Source organism: Streptomyces sp. NPDC002868 (genome assembly GCF_055563295.1).
The window spans coordinates 40,074-61,520 of record NZ_JBVHDR010000012.1; the positions used below are offsets into that span (position 1 = coordinate 40,074).

Below are 21,447 nucleotides of genomic sequence, written 5' to 3' on the forward strand. Positions count from 1 at the left end.
GCACCCTCGGTCACTCCGAGCGCCTGCCCGAAGGGGTGAATCCGGGGGCGGCGGCGGATAGACCTTCTCCCGAGGGGGATCGTGGAACGGGCAGTGACCCTGCCCGTTCCACGGTGGGGTCAACCCCGGGCCAGTGCGCTCAGCCGAAGACGGCGAGGCTCTTGGCCTTGCCCTTCTGCTCCTCCACCAGCGCCAGGAACCGCCCGTCGGGCCCGAAGGCCGCCACCGGCGCGGTGTCGAACGCCGGCATGTCCAGCCGTACACCGTTGGTGAGCAGCTTGGCGCGCTTCTCGTCCACGTCCCAGCGCGGGAAGGCGGCCGCGGCCGCCTCGGCGATCGGCATCACGGTCAGCTCCTGCTGGAGCTGCTCGAGCGTCTTCGCCGCGTCCAGGCCGTAGGGACCGACCCTGGTGCGGCGCAGCGCGGTCAGATGCCCGCCGACGCCGAGATCGGCGCCGAGGTCACGGGCGAGGGCGCGGATGTACGTACCGGAGGAGCAGACCACCGATACGACCAGGTCGACGACCGGCGTATTGTCCTCGGCCACCGTTTCCCGGACGTCGTACACCCGGAACGAGGAGGTGGTCACCGGACGGGCCGGGATCTCGAAGTCCTCGCCGCCGCGTACGCGCGCGTACGACCGCTTGCCGTCGATCTTGATGGCGCTAACCTTCGACGGCACCTGCATGATGTCGCCGGTCAGCTTGGCCACGCCCGCGTCGACGGCCTCCCGGGAAACCCCGGAGGCGTCCACGGACGACGTGATCTCGCCCTCCGCATCGTCGGTGACGGTGTTCTGCCCCAGCCTGATGGTGCCGAGGTACTCCTTCTCGGTCAGCGCGAGGTGCCCGAGCAGCTTGGTGGCCTTCTCGACGCCCAGCACCAGCACTCCGGTGGCCATGGGGTCGAGCGTCCCCGCATGCCCGACGCGGCGGGTTCTGGCGATCCCGCGCATCTTGGCGACGACGTCGTGCGAAGTGAAGCCGGACGGCTTGTCGACGATGACAAGGCCGTCCTGGGGGCCCCTCCCAGCGGTGGCCGGGGGAGTTTTGTTCTGCTGTGTCATTCCGAGGCTTCGTCCTCGTCCTCGGGCTTGCGGTACGGGTCGGCCTCGCCGGCGTACGTGGCGCCGGAGGAGGCTTCGCGCACCTTGGCGTCGGAGGCCCGCGCCTTGTCGAGGAGGTCCTCGATCGTCTTGGCGGTCTCCGGGAGCGCGTCCGCCACGAACGTCAGGGTCGGCGTGAACTTCGTCCCCGCCGCGGCGCCGACGGACGAGCGCAGGATGCCCTTGGCGCTCTCCAGCCCGGCTGCCGCGCTGGCCCGCTCCTCGTCATCGCCGTAAACCGTGTAGAAGACCGTGGCCTCCCGCAGGTCACCGGTGACGCGGGTGTCCGTGATGGTCACGTGCGTACCCAGGCGAGGGTCCTTGATGCCGCGCTGCAGCTTCTCGGCGACCACCTCCCGGATGAGGTCTGCCAGCTTCTTCGCCCGCGCGTTGTCGGCCACTGGTCCTTCTCCTTCTCTGCCTTGCTCATTCAGTCTTCGTCGCTGTGGAGCCTGCGTCTCACCGACAGCAGCTCCACGTCCGGCCGGGCGGCGACAAGGCGCTCGCACCGGTCGAGTACGTCTGTGAGGTGCCCCGTGTCCCCGGACACCACTGCCAGGCCGATCTGGGCCCTGCGGTGGAGGTCCTGTCCGCCCACTTCCGCCGCGCTCACCGCGTATTTGCGCTGGAGCTCGGCCACGATCGGGCGGACCACGGAGCGTTTCTCCTTCAACGACCGTACGTCGCCGAGGAGCAGATCGAAGGACAGTGTCCCCACATACATGTATGTCCGGATGTCCCGCCGGTACGGGTTAGAGGGCCCCTCCGTCACTTGGCAGGGACACAAGAACCGTACACGCAACGGCCGGGGCCGATCGACGGAAATACTCTCCGCCGACCGGCCCCGGACCGCAGTGCTGCCTAGGGGGCTACGCCCCCGGCCGCATCAGCCTCGCGGCTTCTCGCGCATCTCGTACGTCGCGATGACGTCGTCGACCTTGATGTCGTTGAAGTTTCCGAGGTTGATACCGCCCTCGAAGCCTTCGCGGATCTCGGTGACGTCGTCCTTGAAGCGGCGCAGACCCTCGATGTTGAGGCTCTCCGCGATGACCTTGCCGTCGCGGATGAGCCGGGCCTTGGTGTTGCGCTTGACCTCGCCGGAGCGGATGAGAACACCCGCGATGTTGCCCAGCTTGGACGAGCGGAAGACCTCGCGGATCTCCGCCGTGCCGAGCTCGACCTCTTCGTACTCCGGCTTGAGCATGCCCTTGAGGGCCGCCTCGATCTCCTCGATGGCCTGGTAGATCACCGAGTAGTACCGGACGTCGACGCCCTCGCGCTCCGCCATCTGCGCGGCACGGCCGGCCGCACGGACGTTGAAGCCGATGACGATGGCGTCGGAGCCCATCGCCAGGTCGATGTCGGACTCGGTGACCGCACCCACACCACGGTGGAGAACGCGGATCTCGACCTCTTCGCCGACGTCGAGCTGGAGCAGCGAGGACTCGAGAGCCTCCACCGAACCGGACGCGTCGCCCTTGATGATGATGTTGAGATCCTGCACAAGACCGGCCTTGAGCACCTTGTCGAGGTCCTCGAGGGACACCCGGCGGGTGCGCTTGGCGAAGGCGGCGTTGCGCTCACGCGCGGCGCGCTTCTCGGCGATCTGACGGGCCGTACGGTCCTCGTCGACGACCAGGAAGTTGTCGCCGGCGCCGGGGACGTTGGTGAGACCCAGGACCAGGACGGGGGTCGACGGACCCGCTTCCTCGACGTTGTTGCCGTTGTCGTCGAGCATCGCCCGGACACGGCCGTACGCGTCACCGGCGACCATCGTGTCGCCGACGCGCAGCGTTCCGCGCTGGACGAGCACGGTGGCGACGGCACCGCGGCCGCGGTCGAGGTGGGCCTCGATCGCAATACCCTGTGCGTCCATCTCGGCGTTCGCCCGGAGGTCGAGCGAAGCGTCCGCGGTCAGGACCACGGCCTCCAGCAGGCTGTCGATGTGCAGACCCTGCTTGGCGGAGATGTCGACGAACATGGTGTCGCCGCCGTACTCCTCGGCCACCAGACCGAACTCGGTCAGCTGACCGCGCACCTTGGTCGGGTCCGCGCCCTCGACGTCGATCTTGTTGACCGCGACCACGATCGGCACGTTGGCCGCCTTGGCGTGGTTCAGCGCTTCGATCGTCTGGGGCATCACACCGTCGTTCGCCGCCACCACGAGGATCGCGATGTCGGTGGACTTGGCACCACGGGCACGCATGGCGGTGAACGCCTCGTGACCCGGGGTGTCGATGAAGGTGATCTTGCGGTCTTCACCGTTGACCTCGGTGCCGACCTGGTACGCACCGATGTGCTGCGTGATGCCGCCGGCCTCGCCCGCGATGACGTTCGTCTTGCGGATGGCGTCGAGCAGTCGGGTCTTACCGTGGTCGACGTGACCCATGACGGTCACGACCGGCGGACGGGAGACGAGCATTTCCTCGCCGCCCTCGTCCTCGCCGAACTCGATGTCGAAGGACTCGAGAAGCTCGCGGTCCTCCTCCTCCGGGCTGACGATCTGAACCGTGTAGTTCATCTCGTCGGCCAGCAGCTGCAGCGTCTCGTCGGAGACCGACTGCGTGGCCGTGACCATCTCGCCGAGGTTCATCATCACGGCGACGAGCGACGCCGGGTTGGCGTTGATCTTCTCCGCGAAGTCGGTGAGGGACGCACCGCGCGACAGGCGAACGGTCTCGCCGTTGCCGCGAGGCAGCATCACACCGCCGACCGACGGGGCCTGCATGGCCTCGTACTCCTGGCGCCTCTGCCGCTTCGACTTACGGCCACGACGCGCCGGGCCGCCGGGACGACCGAAGGCGCCCTGCGTGCCACCACGGCCGCCGGGACCACCCGGACGTCCGCCGAAGCCGGGACGGCCACCGCCGCCACCGAAGCCGCCGCCACCACCGGGGCCACCGCCACCGGGACGACCGGCGAAGCCGCCGCCGCCACCGGGACGACCGCCACCGGGACCGGCGGGACGACCGGCGAAGCCGCCGCCACCACCGGGACGACCGCCACCGGCGCCGCCGGGACGACCGCCGCCGCCACCGGGGCCACGGCCACCGCCGCCACCGCCGGGACCGCCACCAGGACGGGGGCTGGCAGCGGGACGCTGCGGCATCATGCCCGGGTTCGGGCGGTTACCTGCGGGGCCACCGCCGGGACGGGGAGCCTGCGGACGCGGCATGCCGCCGGGGCTCGGACGGGCGCCGCCCTGACCCTGAGGCCTGGGAGCGCCGCCGGGACCACCCTGCGGACGCGGGGCGCCGGGACGGTCCTGACCGCCGCCGGGGCGCGGGGCACCACCCGGACGGGGCGCCTGCGGGCGCGCCATACCGGTGGAGCCACCCGAGGTGAAGGGGTTGTTGCCCGGACGGGGACCGGCCGGACGACCGCCGGGGCGCGGGGCGCCCTGACCGGCGGGACGCGCCGGACGCTCGCCACCACGGCCACCGTCACGGCCGCCGTCACGCTGACCGCCGGCCGGAGCCGGACGGGCGGGACGCGGGCCGGGAGTGGCACCCGCGGGACGCGGGGCCTGCGGCGCGCTGGGCTGTGCCGGAGCCGGGGCCGAGAACTCGGCCGCGGGCACCGGAGCCGCCGGAGCGGGCTTGGCCGGTGCGGGCTTGGGACCCGGACGCGGGCCGGCGGAAGCCGGGGCCACGGACGGGGTGCTGGGGGTGCTGCTCGCCGGAGCCTCGGCTGCGGCCGGCTTGGGGGCCGGGGCGCCGGGCTTGGGGGCAGCGGGACGGGCCGACGACGCCGGTGAGGGCGCGGCAGGCTTGGCGGGCGCGGCCTTGCGGGGCGCGCCGGGCTTGGCAGCGGACTTGCCGGCGGTGCCGCCGGGTCCCTGCAAAGCGTCAGTCAATTTACGTACAACCGGCGCCTCGATCGTCGAGGACGCCGAACGGACGAATTCACCGAGTTCTTGGAGCTTGGCCATGACGACCTTGCTCTCCACACCGAACTCCTTGGCGAGTTCGTATACCCGGACCTTAGCCACTTCGCTCCTTTTAGGTCCGGGTTACCGCCGGACCGTCGCTACTTCATGGGCGTACTCATCGCGTACTCATCGAGTGCTCATCGCAATCTCGACCTACTTCCAACTCGCGAGGTACCTGACCGCACGGGGTCCCGTGCCGTTCTCTTCTTACTGTGCTGCCTGCTCGACATACCGGCGTACTTCCGCGGTATCGAGCGGTCCCTTGGCCCTGAAGGCCCGGGGAAACGCCCGGCGGCGGACCGCCAGGTCGAGACAGACCAAGGCGGGGTGTACATACGCACCCCGGCCGGGCAGCGTACCGCGATCATCGGGGACGCACTCGCCACCGATCACCACGATGCGCAGCAGATCGGTCTTGGCCGCTCGCTCCCGGCATCCCACACAGGTTCGCTCAGGGCATACGCGGGCATGCGTCCGGCCAGACACGTTCAGTCTACCTCCCCGTACCGACCTCACCCCTTTGGGGCAAAAATCGAACGGTTGTTGTCTTGATCCAGGTGAGGCCCGCCGTCGGTCCTCAGTCCTGGTCGGAGCCCCGGTCGGAGCCGGGCTCGGCGCTCTGCTCCGTGTCGGGGCGGATGTCGATGCGCCAGCCGGTGAGGCGGGCGGCCAGCCGGGCGTTCTGCCCCTCCTTGCCGATCGCCAGCGACAGCTGGTAGTCCGGCACGGTCACCCGGGCGGAGCGGGCGGCAAGATCCACAACCTCGACCTTGCTGACGCGGGCCGGCGAGAGGGCGTTGGCCACCATCTCGGCCGGGTCGTCCGACCAGTCCACGATGTCGATCTTCTCGCCATGCAGCTCGGCCATGACATTGCGCACACGGCCGCCCATCGGGCCGATGCAGGCGCCCTTGGCGTTGAGCCCCGAGCGGGTCGAGCGGACGGCGATCTTCGAGCGGTGGCCGGCCTCGCGGGCGATTGCCGCGATCTCGACACTGCCGTCCGCGATCTCCGGAACCTCCAGCGCGAAGAGCTTCTTCACCAGGTTGGGGTGAGTGCGGGAGAGGGTCACGGACGGGCCGCGCACACCCTTGGCGACGCGCACGACGTACGTACGCAGGCGCAGGCCGTGGGTGTACTCCTCGCCCGGCACCTGCTCCTGCACCGGCAGGATCGCCTCAAGCTTGTCGTCCAGCCTGACCAGGACGTTCTTGGGGTCCTTGCCCTGCTGCACCATGCCGGCGACGACATCGCCCTCGCGGCGGGCGTACTCACCGAAAGTGACGTCGTTCTCCGCGTCCCGCAGCCTCTGCTGAATGACCTGGCGTGCGGTGGTTGCGGCGATCCGGCCGAAGTCGGAGGGGGTGTCGTCGAACTCCTTGGGCTCCTGGCCCTCTTCGAGGTCGGCCGGGTCCTCCTTCGCCCACACCGTCACATGGCCGGTGTCGCGGCTGAGCACGACACGGGCGTGGCGGCGGCTGCCCTCGGTGCGGTGGTATGCGATGAGGAGGGCCGACTCGATCGCCTCGACCAGCAGGTCGAAGGGGATCTCCTTCTCTTGTGCCAAGCCCTTCAGGAGCTTTACGTCGATGTCCACGGCTACGCCTCCTCTTCCTTCTTGTCCTTGCGGTTGAACTCGAGCTCCACGCGGGCCTTGGCGATCTCGGCGAAGGCGACCCGGCGGGCGGTGGGCTTGCGCCCCTTCACGCCCGGCACCTCGAGGTCGAGTCCCTCGTCGTCCACGGTGAGGATGCGGGCGACCAGCTCGCCGTCCCCGTGCAGATGGAGCCTGGCCAGTCGGCCGACAGCGCGTACGTAGTGGCGGTGCTCGGTCAGCGGGCGGTCGGCGCCGGGCGAGCTCACTTCGAGGACGTACTCGTCCTCGCCCATCGCGTCCGTCTCGTCCAGCTTCTCCGAGATCGCGCGGCTCAGCTCGGCACAGGCGTCCAGAGTGGCGCCCTCGTCGGAATCCACGACGATCCTCAGCACGCGTCGCCTGCCCGCCCGGGACACCTCGATCTCTTCCAGATCCAGGTCCGCGGCGCTGACGAGCGGTTCCAGCAGCCCGCGCAGCCTCTCGCTCTGGGTGGTGCTCATCCGGGTGACTCCTCGGCCGCGTGTGCTGTTGTTGGGATCGTCGCGTGTCAGATCAAAGGGTATCCGGTCCCGGGGGGTGTTGCCGTCCACCTGGGCCGGACCCGCAGGTACGCTCGCCTGCGGCGATGATCAGTGCGAGGTCCGAGGAGACAGGCGTGGGGCGCACGGGGACGACACGCAGGCGTGCGCTCATGGTGACAGGTGCGGCCGCGGCCGGAGTGTTGACGGGCTGTTCGACCGAGGAGCCGGAGCAACGGCGGACGTCCGGCTCGGCGGCGGACCCGGCTCGCGCGGAGGCGGCGCTGCGGCGTCGGCTGGCGGCGACGAGCGGGGCGCTGCGTGACCAGTACGACGCCGTCATCGCGCAACATCCCGCACTGGCAGAGAAGTTGGCGGCTCTGCGGGCGGCGGTGGCCGAGCATGTCACGGCGCTCGCGGGTCCGGCGGTGACCACCTTGCCCGCAGTCGCTCCGCCGGAAGTTCCCGCCGATCCGGCGGCCGCGCTGAAGGCGCTGGCCACGGCGGAGCGGCGGATCTCCGACGCGCACTCCGCCTCCCTGGTCGACGCGGAGCCTGAGCTGGCCCGGCTGCTCGCGTCGGTCGCGGCGGCCGGGGCCGCGCATGCGTACCTGCTGACGAAGAAGGGCTCGTGATGAGCACGCTGGACGCGGTACAGGCCGCGCTCGCCGCGGAGCACGCGGCGGTGTACGGGTACGGGGTCGTCGGCGGCCGGATCGGCGACGACCGCGAGGGCGAGGCCACCAGCGCGTACGCCGCGCACCGGGCCCGGCGGGACGCGCTGGCGCGCACGGTGCGCGACCTGGGCGGGACGCCCGCCGCGGCGGCGGCCGCGTACGCACTGCCCTTTCCGGTGCCGGACTCGGCGGCTGCCGTGCGGCTCGCCGCGGTGCTGGAGGACCGGGTCGCGGGCGTCTACTCCGATCTCGTACGGGCCGCGGAAGGACCGCTGCGGCGGGAGGCCGCGGGCGCGCTCCGCGAGGCGGCCGTACGTGCGGTGCGGTGGCGCGGCAGCGGCGTAGCCTTTCCTGGGCTCGCCGAGCGGACCGGGAGTCGAGCGCGCTGAAGCGGAAAGGGAACAACGGACGCATGGCTTTCGAACCGCCGCAGCGACTGGTCCAGGCGCTGGGCGAGAGTGACGGCTGGCTCGGGCAGCTGCCGAAGGCCGTCCAGGAGGCGGCGGACCGGTGGGAGCTGGACGTCGAGCGGGTGATGGCGCCGGGCGGCCGGAGCAGTCTGGTCGTGCTCGTACGGCAGCCGGACGGGTCGCCGGCGGCACTGAAGGTCGCCCCGCCGTCGGCCTCGCCCGAGCTGGAGCGCGCGGCCCTGGAGCACTGGGACGGCTGGGGCACGGTCCGTCTGCTCGCCTCCGCGGACGGCGCTCTGCTGCTGGAACGGCTGCACCCGGAGGTGTCGCTGCGGTCCCTGCCGGAGGCGAAGGCGCTCCTGGAGGCGGCGGGGACGGTGCGGCGGCTGTGGGTCGAGCCGCCGGCGGACCACAGCTTCGAGACGGTGGCGGAACGGACGGCGCGGCAGGCGGACGCGATGCGGGCGTTCGCGGACCCGGGCACGGCTTCGCTGGTCTCCGCGGCGTTGGCCGCCCGGGACGAGCTCACCGCGTCCGCCCGCGAACTCCTGCTGCTGCACGGCAACTTCCGCCAGGGCAAAGTCCTGGCGGCCGACCGCGCACCGTGGCTCGCGGTGGGCCCCGAGCCCCTGGTGGGCGAGCGCGCCTACGACCTGGCCCGCCTGGTCCGCGACCGCGTCGAGGACCTGATCGCCACGTCCGCGGGCGCGTCGGCGGCCCGCCGCCGGGTGAACAAGCTCGCGGACTCGCTGGATGTGGACCGGGAGCGGTTGCGCGGGTGGACGCTGTTCCGTGCGGTGGAATCGGGCACGAGAGCGATCACGACGGGGCGGCGCCGGGAGGGCGAGCCGGCGCTGGAGTTCGCGGGCTGGTTGTAGCCCCCACCCCGCCCCTTCCCGAACTGGGGCTCCGCCCCGGACCCCGCGCCTCAATCTCCCCCAGACTTCGTCCGGGGGGACCCCCACGGGGCCGGATTTGCCCGGGCGGGCTTCAAGTTTCGGCCGGACGGGCGGAAACTCAAGCCCGTCCGGCGATTGAGGACACGCCCGAAGGGCGTACGGGGGTCTGGGGGCTTGCCCCCAGTTACGGGAAGGGGCGGGGCGGGGGCTGTATCGATGTGCGGCTCCGCCGCGTGAGCCCGCCGCAGGCGTTACGCCCGCAGCCGCGCCACCGCCTCCGCCACCGACAGCTCCTCGCGCTCGCCCGTGCGGCGGTCCTTCAGTTCCACCACGCCCTCGGACGCGCGGCGGCCCGCCACCACGATCTTGGGGACGCCGATCAGCTCCGCGTCCGTGAACTTCACGCCCGGTGAGACCCCGGCCCGCTCGTCGACCAGCACCCGCAGGCCCACCGCGGACAGCTGGTCCGCGACCTCCAGGGCCAGTTCCGTCTGGAGCGCCTTGCCCGCGGCCACCACGTGGACGTCCGCCGGGGCGATCTCGCGCGGCCAGCACAGGCCCTTGTCGTCCGCCGTCTGCTCGGCCAGCGCCGCGACCGCGCGGGAGACGCCGATGCCGTACGAGCCCATGGTCACGCGGACCGGCTTGCCGTTCTGGCCGAGTACGTCGAGCTGGAACGCGTCCGCGAACTTGCGGCCCAGCTGGAAGATGTGGCCGATCTCGATCGCGCGGTCGAGCTTGAGGCCCGTACCGCACTTCGGGCAGGGGTCGCCCTCTTGGACCACGACCACGTCGAGGTACTCGTCGACCTCGAAGTCCCGCCCGCACACCACATTGCGAGCGTGCTTGTCCGGCTTGTTCGCACCGGTCACCCACGCCGTGCCCGGCGCCACCCGCGGGTCGGCGATGTAGCGGACCTTCTCCAGGCTCTGCGGGCCGACATAGCCGCGAACGAGATCGGGGCGGCCCGCGAAGTCCTCCGCGGTGACCAGCTCGACCTCCGCCGGCGACAGGTGCTCCGCCAGCTTGCCCAGGTCCACCTCACGGTCGCCGGGCACGCCCACCGCCGTGATCTCGCCGTCCACCTTGACCAGCAGGTTCTTCAGCGTCGCCGACGCCGGCACGCCCAGGTGCGCGGCAAGCGTCTCGATGGTCGGGGTGTCGGGGGTGTCCAGCTCCTCGACCGGGCCGTGGGACGAGGCGTCAGCCGCGACCGCGGTGAAGGTCACGGCCTCCGTGTTCGCCGCGTACTCACACGCCGGGCAGTCCACGAACGTGTCCTCACCCGCCGGCGCGGGCGCCAGGAACTCCTCGGACGCCGAGCCGCCCATCGCGCCCGAGACCGCCGAAACGATGCGGTGGTCGAGCCCGAGCCGCTCGAAGATCCGGATGTACGCCTCGCGGTGCAGCGCGTACGACTCGGCCAGGCCCTCGTCCGTGGTGTCGAAGGAGTACGAGTCCTTCATCTGGAACTCGCGGCCGCGCAGCACACCCGCACGCGGACGCGCCTCGTCCCGGTACTTCGTCTGGATCTGGTAGAGGATCACCGGCAGGTCCTTGTAGGACGTGCACTGATCCTTGACGATCTGCGTGAAGATCTCTTCGTGGGTGGGGCCCAGGAGGTAGTCAGCGCCCTTGCGGTCCTTGAGCCGGAACAGCAGGTCGCCGTACTCCTCGTACCGCCCGCTCGCGTCGTACGACTCCTTGGGGAGGAGCGCCGGGAGAAGCACCTCCTGGCCGCCGATCGCGTCCATCTCCTCGCGCACGACCCTGGTGATGTTCTCCAGGACCTTCTTGCCCAGCGGCAGCCAGCTCCAGATGCCGGCGGAGGTCCGCCGCACATAGCCGGCGCGCACCAGCAGCTTGTGATTGAGCGTCTCGGCGTCCGCCGGGTCGTCGCGCAGTGTCTTGACCATCAGACGGGACATGCGCTGGACCTGGGCCATGGGGAAATCTCCTGCGTCAAGAAAGGGTGATGCTCAGGAGATTAACCGGGCGGCCCGGGCGGGCGGAAATCACTTCTCGCGCAGCAGCGGCAGCGGGGCGCCCATTACGGCGTACGGACTGGGCGCGCTGGGGAACATCACCTGGCGCGCGAGGTCCTGGTAGCCGAGCGTGCGGTACAGGCCGCGGGCCGGGCTCTCGATGTCGATCGCGGAGAGGATGGAGCGCGGCTGGTCGGCGTCGTCGGTGATCGTGGTGATCAGCGAGCGGCCGATGCCCCGCCCCTGGTAGCCGGGGTGGACATGGAGTTCGGTGATGACGAAGGAGTCGTCGAGCCAGCTGTCGGTGCCGGTGCGGCGCAGATACGGCTCGACGACGGTGGACCACCAGTGGGTGCGGTCGTTCGGCATGCCGTAGACGAAGCCGACGAGGCGCCCCGACTCCGTCAGCGCGCCCAGCGCACGGGCCCCGGGGTACATGAGATGGCGGTAGACGATATGGCGGCGCACTTCGATCTCGTCCTCGCTGAGCCCGAAGGCGAGGGCCTGCACGGCCAGGGCTTCGTCGATCCGCGCGGCGAGATCGACGGGCCCGACCACGACGCTGGGGGTGTGGGGTCCGCCGCCTGAGAGTGCTGCCATGCGCGAAACCCTACTTGCCGTCGCGCACGGTCAGAACAGCACGCTCATGAAGGCGCCGACCTCGCGGAAGCCGACCCGACGGTAGGCCGCCCTGGCTGCGGTGTTGTAGTCGTTGACGTAGAGACTGGCGACCGGCGCGACGTCCTCGAGTGCGTAGCGCAGCACGGCCGACATACCGGTCTCGGACAGTCCGCGGCCGCGGAACTCCGGTGCGACCCAGACGCCTTGGATCTGGCAGGCCTGGGTGGTGGCCGCGCCGATCTCGGCCTTGAAGACGACCCTGCCGTCGTCGATGCGGGCGAACGACCGCCCCGCGCCGATGAGTTCGGCCACCCTGGCCTGGTAGAGCAGCCCGCCGTCGCCGGCCATCGGGGAGATGCCGACCTCCTCGGTGAACATCGCCACACAGGCCGGCATGATCACCTCCATCTCTTCCTTGCGGATGCGCCGGACGTACGGATCGGGCTCGATGGTGTCGGGGAGCTGCTCGGTGACCATGAGCGGCTGGTGGGAGCGGACATCCCTGGCCGGGCCCCAGCTCGGCTCGAGCAGACGCCACAGCTGGGTCGTGGGCTCGGCCGGGCCGACGATCGAGGAACAGCGGCGGCCGGTCCTGCGCGCCCGGTCGGCGAAGGCGCGCACGGCCTCGGGGGTGGCGCAGATGGGGACGAGATTGGCGCCGGAGTAGCAGAGCGAGCGCAGCCGCCCGTCCGCGTACCAGCCCCACATCTCGCCGCCGAGGCGCCAGGGGTCGAGTCCGGCGACCTGGACGCGGGACGTGACGAAGGCGTTCGCTACGGGCTCGCTCTCGAGGATGGCGAGCGCTGCGCCGAGGTCACTGGGCTCGAGGACCCGGGTGGTGGTCTGCGTCAACACGAGGGGGCCTCACCATACGGTCTGCTGATCTCCGCACTGTACCTGGCAGGTCTGCGGGGTGCCGAGCCCAGCGCAAGGCCCCGCCACACGCCAAGGGGCGAGCACGGGGCCCGTACGCAGTCACCGGCCGGCCGAGACCTCTGGCCGGACAGGAGCCTGTGACCGGGACGTCAGGAGCTGACCGACACCTCAGGCTCGCCCGAGAGGATGCCGTCCCGCTCCATCTGCTCGGCGATCTTCATCGCCTCTTCGATGAGGGTCTCGACGATCTTCGACTCGGGCACGGTCTTGATGACCTCGCCCTTGACGAAGATCTGGCCCTTGCCGTTTCCGGAGGCAACGCCGAGGTCGGCCTCGCGGGCCTCGCCCGGGCCGTTGACGACGCAGCCCATGACGGCGACGCGCAGCGGCACCTCCATGCCTTCGAGACCGGCGCTCACCTGGTCGGCGAGCTTGTAGACATCGACCTGGGCACGGCCGCAGGAGGGGCAGGAGACGATCTCGAGGCGGCGCTGCTTGAGGTTGAGGGACTCCAGGATCTGGATGCCGACCTTGACCTCTTCGGCGGGCGGGGCGGACAGCGAGACCCGGATGGTGTCGCCGATGCCCTCGCTGAGCAGCGCGCCGAAGGCGACGGCCGACTTGATCGTGCCCTGGAAGGCGGGTCCGGCCTCGGTGACGCCGAGGTGGAGGGGGTAGTCGCACTGGGCTGCGAGCTGCCGGTAGGCGTTGACCATCACGACCGGGTCGTTGTGCTTGACCGAGATCTTGATGTCGCGGAAGCCGTGCTCCTCGAAGAGCGACGCCTCCCACAGCGCGGACTCGACGAGCGCCTCGGGGGTCGCCTTGCCGTACTTGGCGAGCAGCCGGGCATCGAGCGAACCGGCGTTGACGCCGATCCGGATCGGGGTGCCGGTCTCGCCGGCGGCGCGGGCGATCTCCTTGACCTTGTCGTCGAACTGCTTGATGTTGCCCGGGTTCACCCGCACCGCCGCGCACCCGGCGTCGATCGCCGCGAACACGTACTTCGGCTGGAAGTGGATGTCCGCGATCACGGGGATCTGCGACTTGCGCGCGATGGTGGCGAGCGCGTCCGCATCGTCCTGGGTCGGACAGGCCACTCGTACGATCTGGCAGCCGGACGCGGTCAGTTCCGCGATCTGCTGCAGCGTCGCGCCGATGTCCGAGGTGCGCGTGGTCGTCATTGACTGCACCGATACGGGGGCGTCCCCGCCGACGGCCACGGAACCGACCTGGATCTTGCGGCTGACCCTCCGGTCGGCGAGCTTGGTCGGAACGGACGGCATTCCGAGAGAAATTGCAGTCATCTGCTGTGCAACCCCAAGGTGTGGATCGTGGTCCCGAGATCGGCGGGCTCCAGCCATCGAGATTACGGCACTGAGGTTCGGCCCAGCACATCGCGCCGTCGAATCCACTCAAAGGTGAATACAAAGGTGAACGCAGAGGTGAACGGCCGGACACAAAGGGTGTCCGGCCGTCGACACAGCGGTTTGCTCAGCTGATCTTGACCGGGTTGACGATGTCCGCGACCAGCACGAGCAGGGTGAAGCAGATGAAGATCCCCGCCACGACGTAGGCGACCGGCATCAGCTTGGCCACATCGAAGGGACCGGGGTCGGGACGCCGGAACAGCTTCGCGACATTGCGGCGTACGGACTCCCACAGCGCCCCTGCGATGTGCCCGCCGTCCAGCGGAAGCAGCGGCAGCATGTTGAACAGGAACAGCGAGAGGTTGAAGCCCGCGAGCAGCATCAGGAACCACGCGACGATGTTCTGCGTCGGGGCGTCCACGTTCATCAACTCGCCGCTGATTCGGGCCGCACCGACCACGCCGACCGGAGAGTCGTCCTTGCGCTCACCGTCGCCGAAGGCCGCGTTCCACAGGTCGGGGACCTTGGACGGCAGCGCGATGACCGACTCGGCGCCGTTCTGGATCATGTCGCCCATGCGGTCCATGGAATCGACGAAGGAGAGCGGGAGGATCTCGGTCTGCGCGGCGAAGCCGAGATAGCCGGCCGGGACGAATTCGCCGGGGACGGCCTCTCCGTCCGCGTCCTTCTTGACCACCATGTTCTGGGCGAGGGTGGCCTTGAGTACCTGCTCCTTGCCGTCGCGCTCCACGGTGATGGTGGCCGGGCCGATCGTTTCGCGGATGTGATTCGACAGCTCGGACCAGTCGGCGACGGGCTCGCCGTTGAAGGCGACGATCTTGTCGCCCTTCTGCAGGCCGGCGGCCTGGGCGGGCGAGACGGGGTCGCCCTTCTGGCACTTGTCGCGGTTCTCGTTCTGCGAGATGACGCACTTCTGGACGCCTGCCACCTCGGTGGTCTGGGTCGGGAAGCCGAAGGACATCGCCACACCGAGGAAGATCGCGACGGCGAGGACCAGGTTCATGAACGGTCCCGCGAACATCACGATCACGCGCTTCCACGGCTTGCGCGTGTAGAAGAGGCGGTTCTCGTCGCCGGGCTTCAGCTCCTCGAAGGCGGCCGAGCGGGCGTCCTCGATCATCCCGCGCCAGGGCGAGGTGGACCGTGCTTCGATCCGGCCGTCCTCCCCCGGCGGGAACATCCCGATCATGCGGATGTAGCCGCCCATGGGGATGGCCTTGATGCCGTACTCCGTCTCGCCCTTGTGCCGGGACCAGAGGGTCGGGCCGAAGCCGACCATGTACTGGGGCACGCGGATGCCGAAGAGTTTGGCCGTCGAGAGGTGACCGAGCTCGTGCCAGGCGATGGAGAACAGCAGTCCCACGGCGAACAGCGCTATGCCGAGGACCGTCAACAGAATCGTCATGCGCGAGCCTCCGCTGTTGCCTTCACTGCCAGTTCCCGGGCCCGCGCCCGGGCCCAGGTCTCCGCTTCCAGGACGTCCGCCACCGTGAGCGAGGTTCCCTTGGCGGGCTCACCGTGCTCGGCGACGACTTCGGTGACCGTATCCATGATTCCGTTGAACGGCAGCCGCCCGGCGAGAAACGCGTCCACGCACTCCTCGTTCGCGGCATTGAACACCGCCGGGGCCGTTCCGCCCAGCTCCCCCACGTGCCGGGCGAGTCCCACCGAAGGGAAGGCCTCGGTGTCGAGCGGGAAGAACTCCCACGTCGAGGCCTTGGACCAGTCGAAGGCGGGGGCTGCGTCCGGGACCCGCTCGGGCCAGCCGATGCCGAGGGCGATGGGGCCGCGCATGTCCGGCGGGGTGGCCTGAGCGATGGTCGAGCCGTCCGTGAACTCCACCATGGAGTGGACGTACGACTGGGGGTGGACGACGACCTCGATGCGGTCGAAGGGGATGTCGTAGAGCAGATGCGCCTCGATGACCTCAAGCCCCTTGTTGACCAGGGTCGCGGAGTTGATCGTGATCACCGGGCCCATCGCCCAGGTCGGGTGCGCGAGGGCGGCCTCGGGGGTGACGTCCGCCAGCTGCGCCTTCGTACGGCCGCGGAAGGGGCCACCCGACGCGGTCACGACGAGCTTGCGTACGTCGGCCCTCGTCCCGGCCGCCAGGGCCTGGAAGAGGGCCGCGTGCTCGGAGTCCACCGGGATGATCTGGCCCGGCTTGGCGAGGGCCCTGACCAGCGGCCCGCCGACGATGAGCGACTCCTTGTTGGCGAGGGCGAGGGTCCGGCCGGCTTCGAGCGCCGCGAGGGTGGGGGCGAGGCCGATGGAGCCGGTGATGCCGTTGAGCACGGTGTGGCAGGCGGATGCGGCGAGCTGGGTGGCGGCGTCAGGCCCGGCCAGGATCTCGGGCAGGGGCTCGGTGCCGAACTGCTCCGCGAGCGCCTCGCGCAGTGCGGGCACGACGTCCTCGCGGGCCACCGCGACCGTGTCGACCCGCAACTGCCGTGCCTGCTCGGCCAGGAGTCCGACGCGGCCGCCGGCGGCGGAGAGCGCGGTGACTCGGAAGCGGTCGGGGTTGCGCAGGACCAGGTCGATGGCCTGAGTGCCGATGGACCCGGTGGAGCCGAGGACGACGATGTTCCGGCGGCCTTCGGTCGCGTCGAAGACGATATGCGGGTCGGCGAGGGGGGATGGGCTGTCGCTCATGACCCCATTGTGGCCGCAAGTCCTGTCCGGCCGGACAGTGCGTCCCCGCGTACGCCCCTCTGTACGCCCCCGTACGCTTCCCTACGCGCCGGACTTACGGCCCGCCTCGAACTTCTCCCACTGCGCCGTCATGACCTCCGCGGGTACCGCACCGATGTCCTTGGTGCCGAGGAAGTCGGCACGGAAGGAGAGCGTGGTCGAGCCGGAGCGGACGACGGTGAGGTACTCGTACAGCTTCAGCTTCCCCTTCACATCGAGGATGGTGAAGCGGTACGCCTTGGCCTCGTCCCCGAATGCGGGCGCCTTGGCGGGCTCCACCTTCAGGTATTTCGCCTTCGCGATGGCGCGCTCCTCGACGAAGCCGCCTGCGCATTGGGTGCCGGCCGCGGCGAGGGCCTTCATGACGGCGGCGGCCTCGCCCCTCGCGTACGAGCGCAGCTGTACGGCGACGCCGATTCCGGCCATCTCGTCGGCGACGTCGACCTCGCGGTTGACCTCGGCGGCGGGGTCGTGCGCGGTGGCGCCCTCGGCGAGGCTGACGAGGGGCTGGCAGACGGCGGGGTCCGCGGTGTAGTCCTCGCCGAGCGGAGCGCCGAGGGTGAACTCCGACGCGGTGTACGGGCCGATCTTCTCGCCGTCGGTGAAGGAGACGGCCTTGAGCTGCGCCTCCGTCAGCGCCTTGGGGGCGGACGCGGACGGCTTGTCGTCGGCCTCGCCGCTCTTGCCGCCCTTGTCGTCACTGCCGCCGCAGGCGCTGACACCGCCGAGGACGACCGCCACAAGCAGGGCGACCGCCCGCCGCCGACCGCACTGATTCCCCGCCCCGAACATCCCTGCCCCGTTTCCGTGTTGACCGTGATCGAAGGTCGATTGTGGGGCAGGGACACCAGTCCGGTCGAGTTCTCAGCGGATCGGGCGGTGCACGTTGTCCCGTTCGGCCGGACCCGGGGTCGCGTCCGCGATCCAAGGGCCTTCGCCGCTCGGGTCGACGATGCCCTGCTCCAGCCAGGTGTACGTACCTGACATGACGCCGTCCACGACCTTGCGGTCGAGGTCGTCGGTGTTGGACCACAGTCGGGTGAAGAGCTCTTCGACGCGAATGCGGGACTGGCGGCAGAAGACGTCGGCCAGTTGGTACGCCTCTTGGCCGTGCTCCCCGGTGGTGCGCAGCAGTTCCGCGCGTACGCAGGTCGCGCTCATCGCGAACAGTTCCGCGCCGATGTCGACGATCCGGCCGAGGAAGCCCTGCTTGGTCTCCATCCGGCCCTGCCAGCGGGACATCGCGTAGAAGGTGGAGCGGGCGAGTTTGCGGGCGGAGCGCTCGACGTAGCGCAGATGCCCGGAGAGGTCCGGAAGCCCGGCCGGGTGGAACTCGCTGTACGTACGCGGGAGTTGACCCGGTCCCGTGACCAGCTTGGGGAGCCAGCGGGCGTAGAAGGCCGCGGCGTTCGCGCCCGCCTTCGCCTTGGCGGACAGGGGCTTGTCGGGGTCGATGATGTCGCCGGCCACGGCGAGGTGGGCGTCGACCGCCTCGCGGGCGATCAGCAGATGCATGATCTCGGTCGAGCCCTCGAAGATGCGGTTGATGCGCATGTCGCGCAGCATCTGCTCGGCGGGAACGGCCCGTTCACCGCGGGCCGCGAGGGAGTCCGCCGTCTCGAAGCCGCGGCCGCCACGGATCTGGACCAGCTCGTCGGCCATCAGCCAGCCCATTTCGGAGCCGTAGAGCTTGGCGAGCGCCGCTTCGATGCGGATGTCGTTGCGGTCCTCGTCGGCCATCTGCGAGGAGAGGTCGACGACCGCTTCGAGGGCGAATGTGGTCGCGGCGATGAAGGAGATCTTGGCGCCGACGGCCTCGTGCTTCGCGACCGGCTTGCCCCACTGCTCCCGGGCAGCCGACCACTCGCGGGCGATCTTCAGGCACCACTTCCCGGAGCCGACGCACATCGCGGGCAGCGAGAGGCGGCCGGTGTTGAGGGTGGTGAGGGCGATCTTGAGGCCGGCGCCCTCGGGGCCGATGCGGTTCGCGGCGGGGACGCGCACCTGGTGGAAGCGGGTGACGCCGTTCTCGAGGCCTCGCAGGCCCATGAACGCGTTGCGGTTCTCGACGGTGACGCCCTCGCTCGCCGCCTCGACGACGAAGGCGGTGATACCGCCCTTGCGGCCCTCCCCCTTGGGGACGCGGGCCATGACGACGAGGAGGTCGGCGACGACGCCGTTGGTCGTCCAGAGCTTGACGCCGTCGAGGATGTACGAGTCGCCGTCCGGGACGGCCGTGGTGGCGAGGCGGGCGGGGTCGGAGCCGACGTCCGGCTCGGTGAGCAGGAAGGCGGAGATGTCGGTACGGGCGAGGCGTGGCAGGAACGCGTCCTTCTGCTCCTGCGTGCCGAAGATCTTCAGCGGCTGCGGTACGCCGATCGACTGATGGGCGGAGAGCAGGGCGCCAAGCGCCGGGTTCGCCGAGCCGACCAGGGCCAGCGCCTTGTTGTAGTACACCTGGGTGAGGCCGAGGCCGCCGTACTTGATATCGATCTTCATGCCGAGTGCGCCGAGCTCCTTGAGCCCGTTGATCACCTCGTCGGGGATCCGCGCCTCGCGCTCGATGAGCGCACCGTCGATCTTCGTCTCGCAGAAGTCGCGGAGTTTCGAGACGAATTCCTCGCCCCGCCGGGTGTCCTCACCAGCGGGCATCGGATGCGGATGGATCAGATCCAGGCGGAAGCGGCCCAGGAACAGCTCCTTGGCGAAGCTTGGCTTGCGCCAGTCCTGTTCGCGCGCGGCCTCGGCGACCTGTCGTGCTTCGCGCTCACTGACCTTCGGTGGCTGGGTCTTCTGGAGTGGAGCGGACATGAGGCTCACCTCGCCGCGAGTCGGGGACTTCCGGGGCTTCGGCCGGGGGCACGGAGGCGCGCCGTACCGACCGGTGCTACTCGTCCGTAGTACCCGATTCCTGCCCTCTCCACCAGTCTCCGTACGGCACTGGAGGTACGGCACCGGCGCGATGACGACGGCCGGAGCCCCCGCACAGTGGGCTCCGGCCGTCGTCCGTGGCGTACGGGCGTTACAGCGCCAGACCGGTGAGGACCAGCACCCGCTCGTACGTGTAGTCGTCCATCGCAAAGCGCACGCCCTCGCGGCCCACGCCGGACTGCTTGGCGCCGCCGTAGGGCATCTGGTCCGCGCGGTACGACGGCACATCGCCGATGATCACGCCGCCGACCTCGAGGGCCCGGTGGGCACGGAAGGCGGTCTGCACGTCATGCGTGAACACGCCTGCCTGCAGGCCGTACTTGGAGTCGTTGACGGCGGCGAAGGCCTCGGCCTCGCCGTCGACCTTCCTGACCGTGAGGACGGGTCCGAAGACCTCCTCGCAGGCGATGGTGGAGTCCGCGGGGACGTCGGCGAGGACGGTGGGCGCGTAGGACGCTCCGTCGCGCTTGCCGCCGGCCAGCAGCTTCGCACCCGCCTGGATCGCCTCTTCGACCCAGGACTCGACGCGCTTGGCGGCGTCCTCGCTGACCAGCGGGCCGACGTCGGTGGCGGAGTCGGACGGGTCGCCGGTGACCTGGGCCTCGACCGCCGCGACGATCTTCGGCAGCAGACGGTCGTAAACCGTGGCGTCGGCGATCACACGCTGCACGGAGATACAGGACTGGCCGCCCTGGTAGTTGGAGAAGGTGGCGATACGGGTCGCCGCCCAGTCCAGGTCCTGCTCACCGGCGAAGTCGCCGAGGACGACGGCCGCGCCGTTGCCGCCCAGCTCCAGGGTGCAGTGCTTGCGCGGCACCGAGTCCATGATCGCGTAACCGACCTTGTCGGAGCCGGTGAACGAGATCACCGGCAGGCGCTCGTCCTGCACGAGGGCGGGCATCTTGTCGTTCGGGACCGGGAGCACCGACCAGGAGCCTGCGGGGAGCTCGGTCTCGGCCAGCAGCTCGCCGATGATCAGCCCGGACAGCGGGGTCGCCGGGGCGGGCTTGAGGATGATCGGCGCGCCGACCGCGATCGCCGGGGCGATCTTGTGGGCGCAGAGGTTCAGCGGGAAGTTGAACGGCGCGATGCCGAGGACGGCGCCCTTGGGGAAGCGGCGGGTCAGCGCGAGCCGGCCGACTCCGCCGGCGTCGGTGTCCAGGCGCTGGGCCTCGCCGCCGTTGAAGCGGCGGGCCTCCTCGGCCGCGAAGCGGAAGACGGAGACGGCGCGGCCGACCTCGCCGCGGGCCCACTTGACCGGCTTGCCGTTCTCGGCGGAGATCAGCTGGGCGATCTCCTCGGTGCGCTCGACGAGGCGGCGCGAGACATGGTCGAGAGCGGCGGCGCGTACATGGGCCGGAGTGGCCGCGAACTCGTCCCGCACGGCGTGTGCGGCGGCGACGGCCGCCTCGACCTGGGCGTCGGTCGGGACGGAAACCTGACCGACGAGACGTCCGTCCCAGGGGGAGGTGACGACGAAGGTTGCCTCGCCGGTGGCCTGGCGGCCGGCGAGCCAGAAGGCGTGGGTGGAAGTCATGTTCGGGTCCCGGCCCTTCCGAAGTAGTGGGGTTGTCTCCGCCCCACGGTAGGACCGTGGGGGCGGATGGTCGTTTGTCCGGCGTGGAGTGTGGGGGTCTGCGGGCACGCCGAATTGGCGGGGAGGGGAGCTTTTCCCGGGGCGGGCCGGTGTCCCGGGAGCCGGGAGGCCCACGAGCTGCGGCGGTCCGCCGGGGGCAGCTTCGACCGCCGGCTGCGGCGGTCCGCCGGGACGAGTCCGCCCGCAAGCTGCGGGCGTCCGCCGGGCGGCTTCGCCCG

General features: G+C 70.4%; 19 protein-coding genes. 3 read left to right on the forward strand and 16 right to left on the reverse strand.

The genetic code is table 11. The features are described 5' to 3' along the window. Positions 1-139 precede the first annotated feature (139 nt). From truB to rimP, 7 genes are all read right to left on the reverse strand, one after another. Positions 140-1,066 carry a tRNA pseudouridine(55) synthase TruB gene (truB, locus tag ACZ3H8_RS30295; RefSeq protein ID WP_467407351.1) on the reverse strand — a complete coding sequence of 309 codons (927 nt, stop codon included), beginning with the start codon at positions 1,064-1,066 and terminating at the stop codon, positions 140-142. Next, complete coding sequence (rbfA, locus tag ACZ3H8_RS30300; protein ID WP_467407353.1) at positions 1,063-1,506, reverse strand: 30S ribosome-binding factor RbfA; 444 nt, start codon at positions 1,504-1,506, stop codon at positions 1,063-1,065. The genes truB and rbfA overlap by 4 nt, the downstream gene beginning before the upstream one ends. A 29-nt stretch (positions 1,507-1,535) precedes the next feature. Continuing rightward, entirely contained in the window at positions 1,536-1,829 is a 294-nt protein-coding gene (locus ACZ3H8_RS30305) for a DUF503 domain-containing protein (protein ID WP_467407354.1), read from the reverse strand. A gap of 162 nt (positions 1,830-1,991) precedes the next feature. Continuing rightward, a complete protein-coding gene (infB, locus tag ACZ3H8_RS30310) occupies positions 1,992-5,096 on the reverse strand; it encodes a translation initiation factor IF-2 (protein ID WP_467407355.1) in 3,105 nt (1,034 codons plus the stop codon). Positions 5,097-5,243: 147 nt separating this feature from the next. Next, complete coding sequence (locus tag ACZ3H8_RS30315) at positions 5,244-5,522, reverse strand: YlxR family protein (protein WP_307660792.1); 279 nt, start codon at positions 5,520-5,522, stop codon at positions 5,244-5,246. Positions 5,523-5,613: 91 nt separating this feature from the next. Beyond that, positions 5,614-6,633 carry a transcription termination factor NusA gene (gene nusA / locus ACZ3H8_RS30320; protein ID WP_467407357.1) on the reverse strand — a complete coding sequence of 340 codons (1,020 nt, stop codon included), beginning with the start codon at positions 6,631-6,633 and terminating at the stop codon, positions 5,614-5,616. 2 nt (positions 6,634-6,635) lie between these two features. Then, complete coding sequence (gene rimP, locus ACZ3H8_RS30325; RefSeq protein WP_467407358.1) at positions 6,636-7,133, reverse strand: ribosome maturation factor RimP; 498 nt, start codon at positions 7,131-7,133, stop codon at positions 6,636-6,638. Positions 7,134-7,288: 155 nt separating this feature from the next. On the opposite strand from rimP, the gene ACZ3H8_RS30330 reads away from it, so the two are divergent. Genes ACZ3H8_RS30330 through ACZ3H8_RS30340 form a run of 3 tightly spaced genes read left to right on the forward strand, consistent with a single transcriptional unit; the run spans position 7,289 to position 9,116 of the window. Next, a complete protein-coding gene (locus ACZ3H8_RS30330) occupies positions 7,289-7,786 on the forward strand; it encodes a hypothetical protein (RefSeq protein WP_467407360.1) in 498 nt (165 codons plus the stop codon). Continuing rightward, positions 7,786-8,217, forward strand: a complete 432-nt coding sequence (locus tag ACZ3H8_RS30335; protein ID WP_467407361.1) for a ferritin-like domain-containing protein — start codon at positions 7,786-7,788, stop codon at positions 8,215-8,217. Before ACZ3H8_RS30330 ends, ACZ3H8_RS30335 begins: the two co-directional genes overlap by 1 nt. A 23-nt stretch (positions 8,218-8,240) precedes the next feature. Continuing rightward, entirely contained in the window at positions 8,241-9,116 is an 876-nt protein-coding gene (locus ACZ3H8_RS30340; RefSeq protein WP_467407362.1) for an aminoglycoside phosphotransferase family protein, read from the forward strand. A gap of 272 nt (positions 9,117-9,388) precedes the next feature. On the opposite strand, the gene ACZ3H8_RS30345 is transcribed toward ACZ3H8_RS30340, so the two are convergent. The 9 genes from ACZ3H8_RS30345 to ACZ3H8_RS30385 all read right to left on the reverse strand — a co-directional run bounded on the left by ACZ3H8_RS30345 (position 9,389) and on the right by ACZ3H8_RS30385 (position 21,169). Next, positions 9,389-11,083 (reverse strand): proline--tRNA ligase, encoded by a 1,695-nt coding sequence (locus ACZ3H8_RS30345; RefSeq protein WP_467407364.1) that lies wholly within the window; start codon positions 11,081-11,083, stop codon positions 9,389-9,391. 69 nt (positions 11,084-11,152) lie between these two features. Then, the gene (locus tag ACZ3H8_RS30350; protein WP_467407365.1) at positions 11,153-11,722 is read right to left on the reverse strand and encodes a GNAT family N-acetyltransferase; all 570 of its coding nucleotides are present in this window, start codon (positions 11,720-11,722) and stop codon (positions 11,153-11,155) included. A 30-nt stretch (positions 11,723-11,752) separates the two neighbouring features. Then, complete coding sequence (locus ACZ3H8_RS30355; RefSeq protein ID WP_467407635.1) at positions 11,753-12,595, reverse strand: GNAT family N-acetyltransferase; 843 nt, start codon at positions 12,593-12,595, stop codon at positions 11,753-11,755. Between the two features lie 173 nt (positions 12,596-12,768). Next, positions 12,769-13,926 carry a flavodoxin-dependent (E)-4-hydroxy-3-methylbut-2-enyl-diphosphate synthase gene (gene ispG, locus ACZ3H8_RS30360; RefSeq protein ID WP_307660800.1) on the reverse strand — a complete coding sequence of 386 codons (1,158 nt, stop codon included), beginning with the start codon at positions 13,924-13,926 and terminating at the stop codon, positions 12,769-12,771. A 187-nt stretch (positions 13,927-14,113) separates the two neighbouring features. After that, the gene (locus tag ACZ3H8_RS30365) at positions 14,114-15,415 is read right to left on the reverse strand and encodes a M50 family metallopeptidase (RefSeq protein WP_467407366.1); all 1,302 of its coding nucleotides are present in this window, start codon (positions 15,413-15,415) and stop codon (positions 14,114-14,116) included. Next, positions 15,412-16,662: a 1-deoxy-D-xylulose-5-phosphate reductoisomerase gene (dxr, locus tag ACZ3H8_RS30370; RefSeq protein ID WP_467407368.1), complete on the reverse strand. Its 1,251-nt coding sequence runs from the start codon at positions 16,660-16,662 to the stop codon at positions 15,412-15,414. The genes ACZ3H8_RS30365 and dxr overlap by 4 nt, the downstream gene beginning before the upstream one ends. 81 nt (positions 16,663-16,743) lie before the next feature. Continuing rightward, on the reverse strand, positions 16,744-17,493 hold the full coding sequence (locus ACZ3H8_RS30375) for a hypothetical protein (RefSeq protein ID WP_467407369.1): 750 nt from the start codon (positions 17,491-17,493) through the stop codon (positions 16,744-16,746). A 72-nt stretch (positions 17,494-17,565) separates the two neighbouring features. After that, a complete protein-coding gene (locus ACZ3H8_RS30380) occupies positions 17,566-19,512 on the reverse strand; it encodes an acyl-CoA dehydrogenase family protein (RefSeq protein ID WP_467407370.1) in 1,947 nt (648 codons plus the stop codon). Positions 19,513-19,723: 211 nt separating this feature from the next. Then, the gene (locus ACZ3H8_RS30385) at positions 19,724-21,169 is read right to left on the reverse strand and encodes an aldehyde dehydrogenase family protein (RefSeq protein WP_467407372.1); all 1,446 of its coding nucleotides are present in this window, start codon (positions 21,167-21,169) and stop codon (positions 19,724-19,726) included. Positions 21,170-21,447: the final 278 nt, after the last annotated feature.

Bases quoted from the DNA above. Each gene is read 5' to 3' on its own strand.
- rimP (WP_467407358.1), bottom strand. From the start codon at position 7,133: ATGAGCACCACCCAGAGCGAGAGGCTGCGCGGGCTGCTGGAACCGCTC.
- ACZ3H8_RS30365 (WP_467407366.1), bottom strand. From the start codon at position 15,415: ATGACGATTCTGTTGACGGTCCTCGGCATAGCGCTGTTCGCCGTGGGA.
- ACZ3H8_RS30345 (WP_467407364.1), bottom strand. From the start codon at position 11,083: ATGGCCCAGGTCCAGCGCATGTCCCGTCTGATGGTCAAGACACTGCGC.
- ACZ3H8_RS30340 (WP_467407362.1), top strand. From the start codon at position 8,241: ATGGCTTTCGAACCGCCGCAGCGACTGGTCCAGGCGCTGGGCGAGAGT.
- ACZ3H8_RS30350 (WP_467407365.1), bottom strand. From the start codon at position 11,722: ATGGCAGCACTCTCAGGCGGCGGACCCCACACCCCCAGCGTCGTGGTC.
- ACZ3H8_RS30385 (WP_467407372.1), bottom strand. From the start codon at position 21,169: ATGACTTCCACCCACGCCTTCTGGCTCGCCGGCCGCCAGGCCACCGGC.
- ACZ3H8_RS30305 (WP_467407354.1), bottom strand. From the start codon at position 1,829: ATGTATGTGGGGACACTGTCCTTCGATCTGCTCCTCGGCGACGTACGG.
- truB (WP_467407351.1), bottom strand. From the start codon at position 1,066: ATGACACAGCAGAACAAAACTCCCCCGGCCACCGCTGGGAGGGGCCCC.
- ispG (WP_307660800.1), bottom strand. From the start codon at position 13,926: ATGACTGCAATTTCTCTCGGAATGCCGTCCGTTCCGACCAAGCTCGCC.
- dxr (WP_467407368.1), bottom strand. From the start codon at position 16,662: ATGAGCGACAGCCCATCCCCCCTCGCCGACCCGCATATCGTCTTCGAC.
- ACZ3H8_RS30375 (WP_467407369.1), bottom strand. From the start codon at position 17,493: ATGTTCGGGGCGGGGAATCAGTGCGGTCGGCGGCGGGCGGTCGCCCTG.
- ACZ3H8_RS30380 (WP_467407370.1), bottom strand. From the start codon at position 19,512: ATGTCCGCTCCACTCCAGAAGACCCAGCCACCGAAGGTCAGTGAGCGC.
- ACZ3H8_RS30335 (WP_467407361.1), top strand. From the start codon at position 7,786: ATGAGCACGCTGGACGCGGTACAGGCCGCGCTCGCCGCGGAGCACGCG.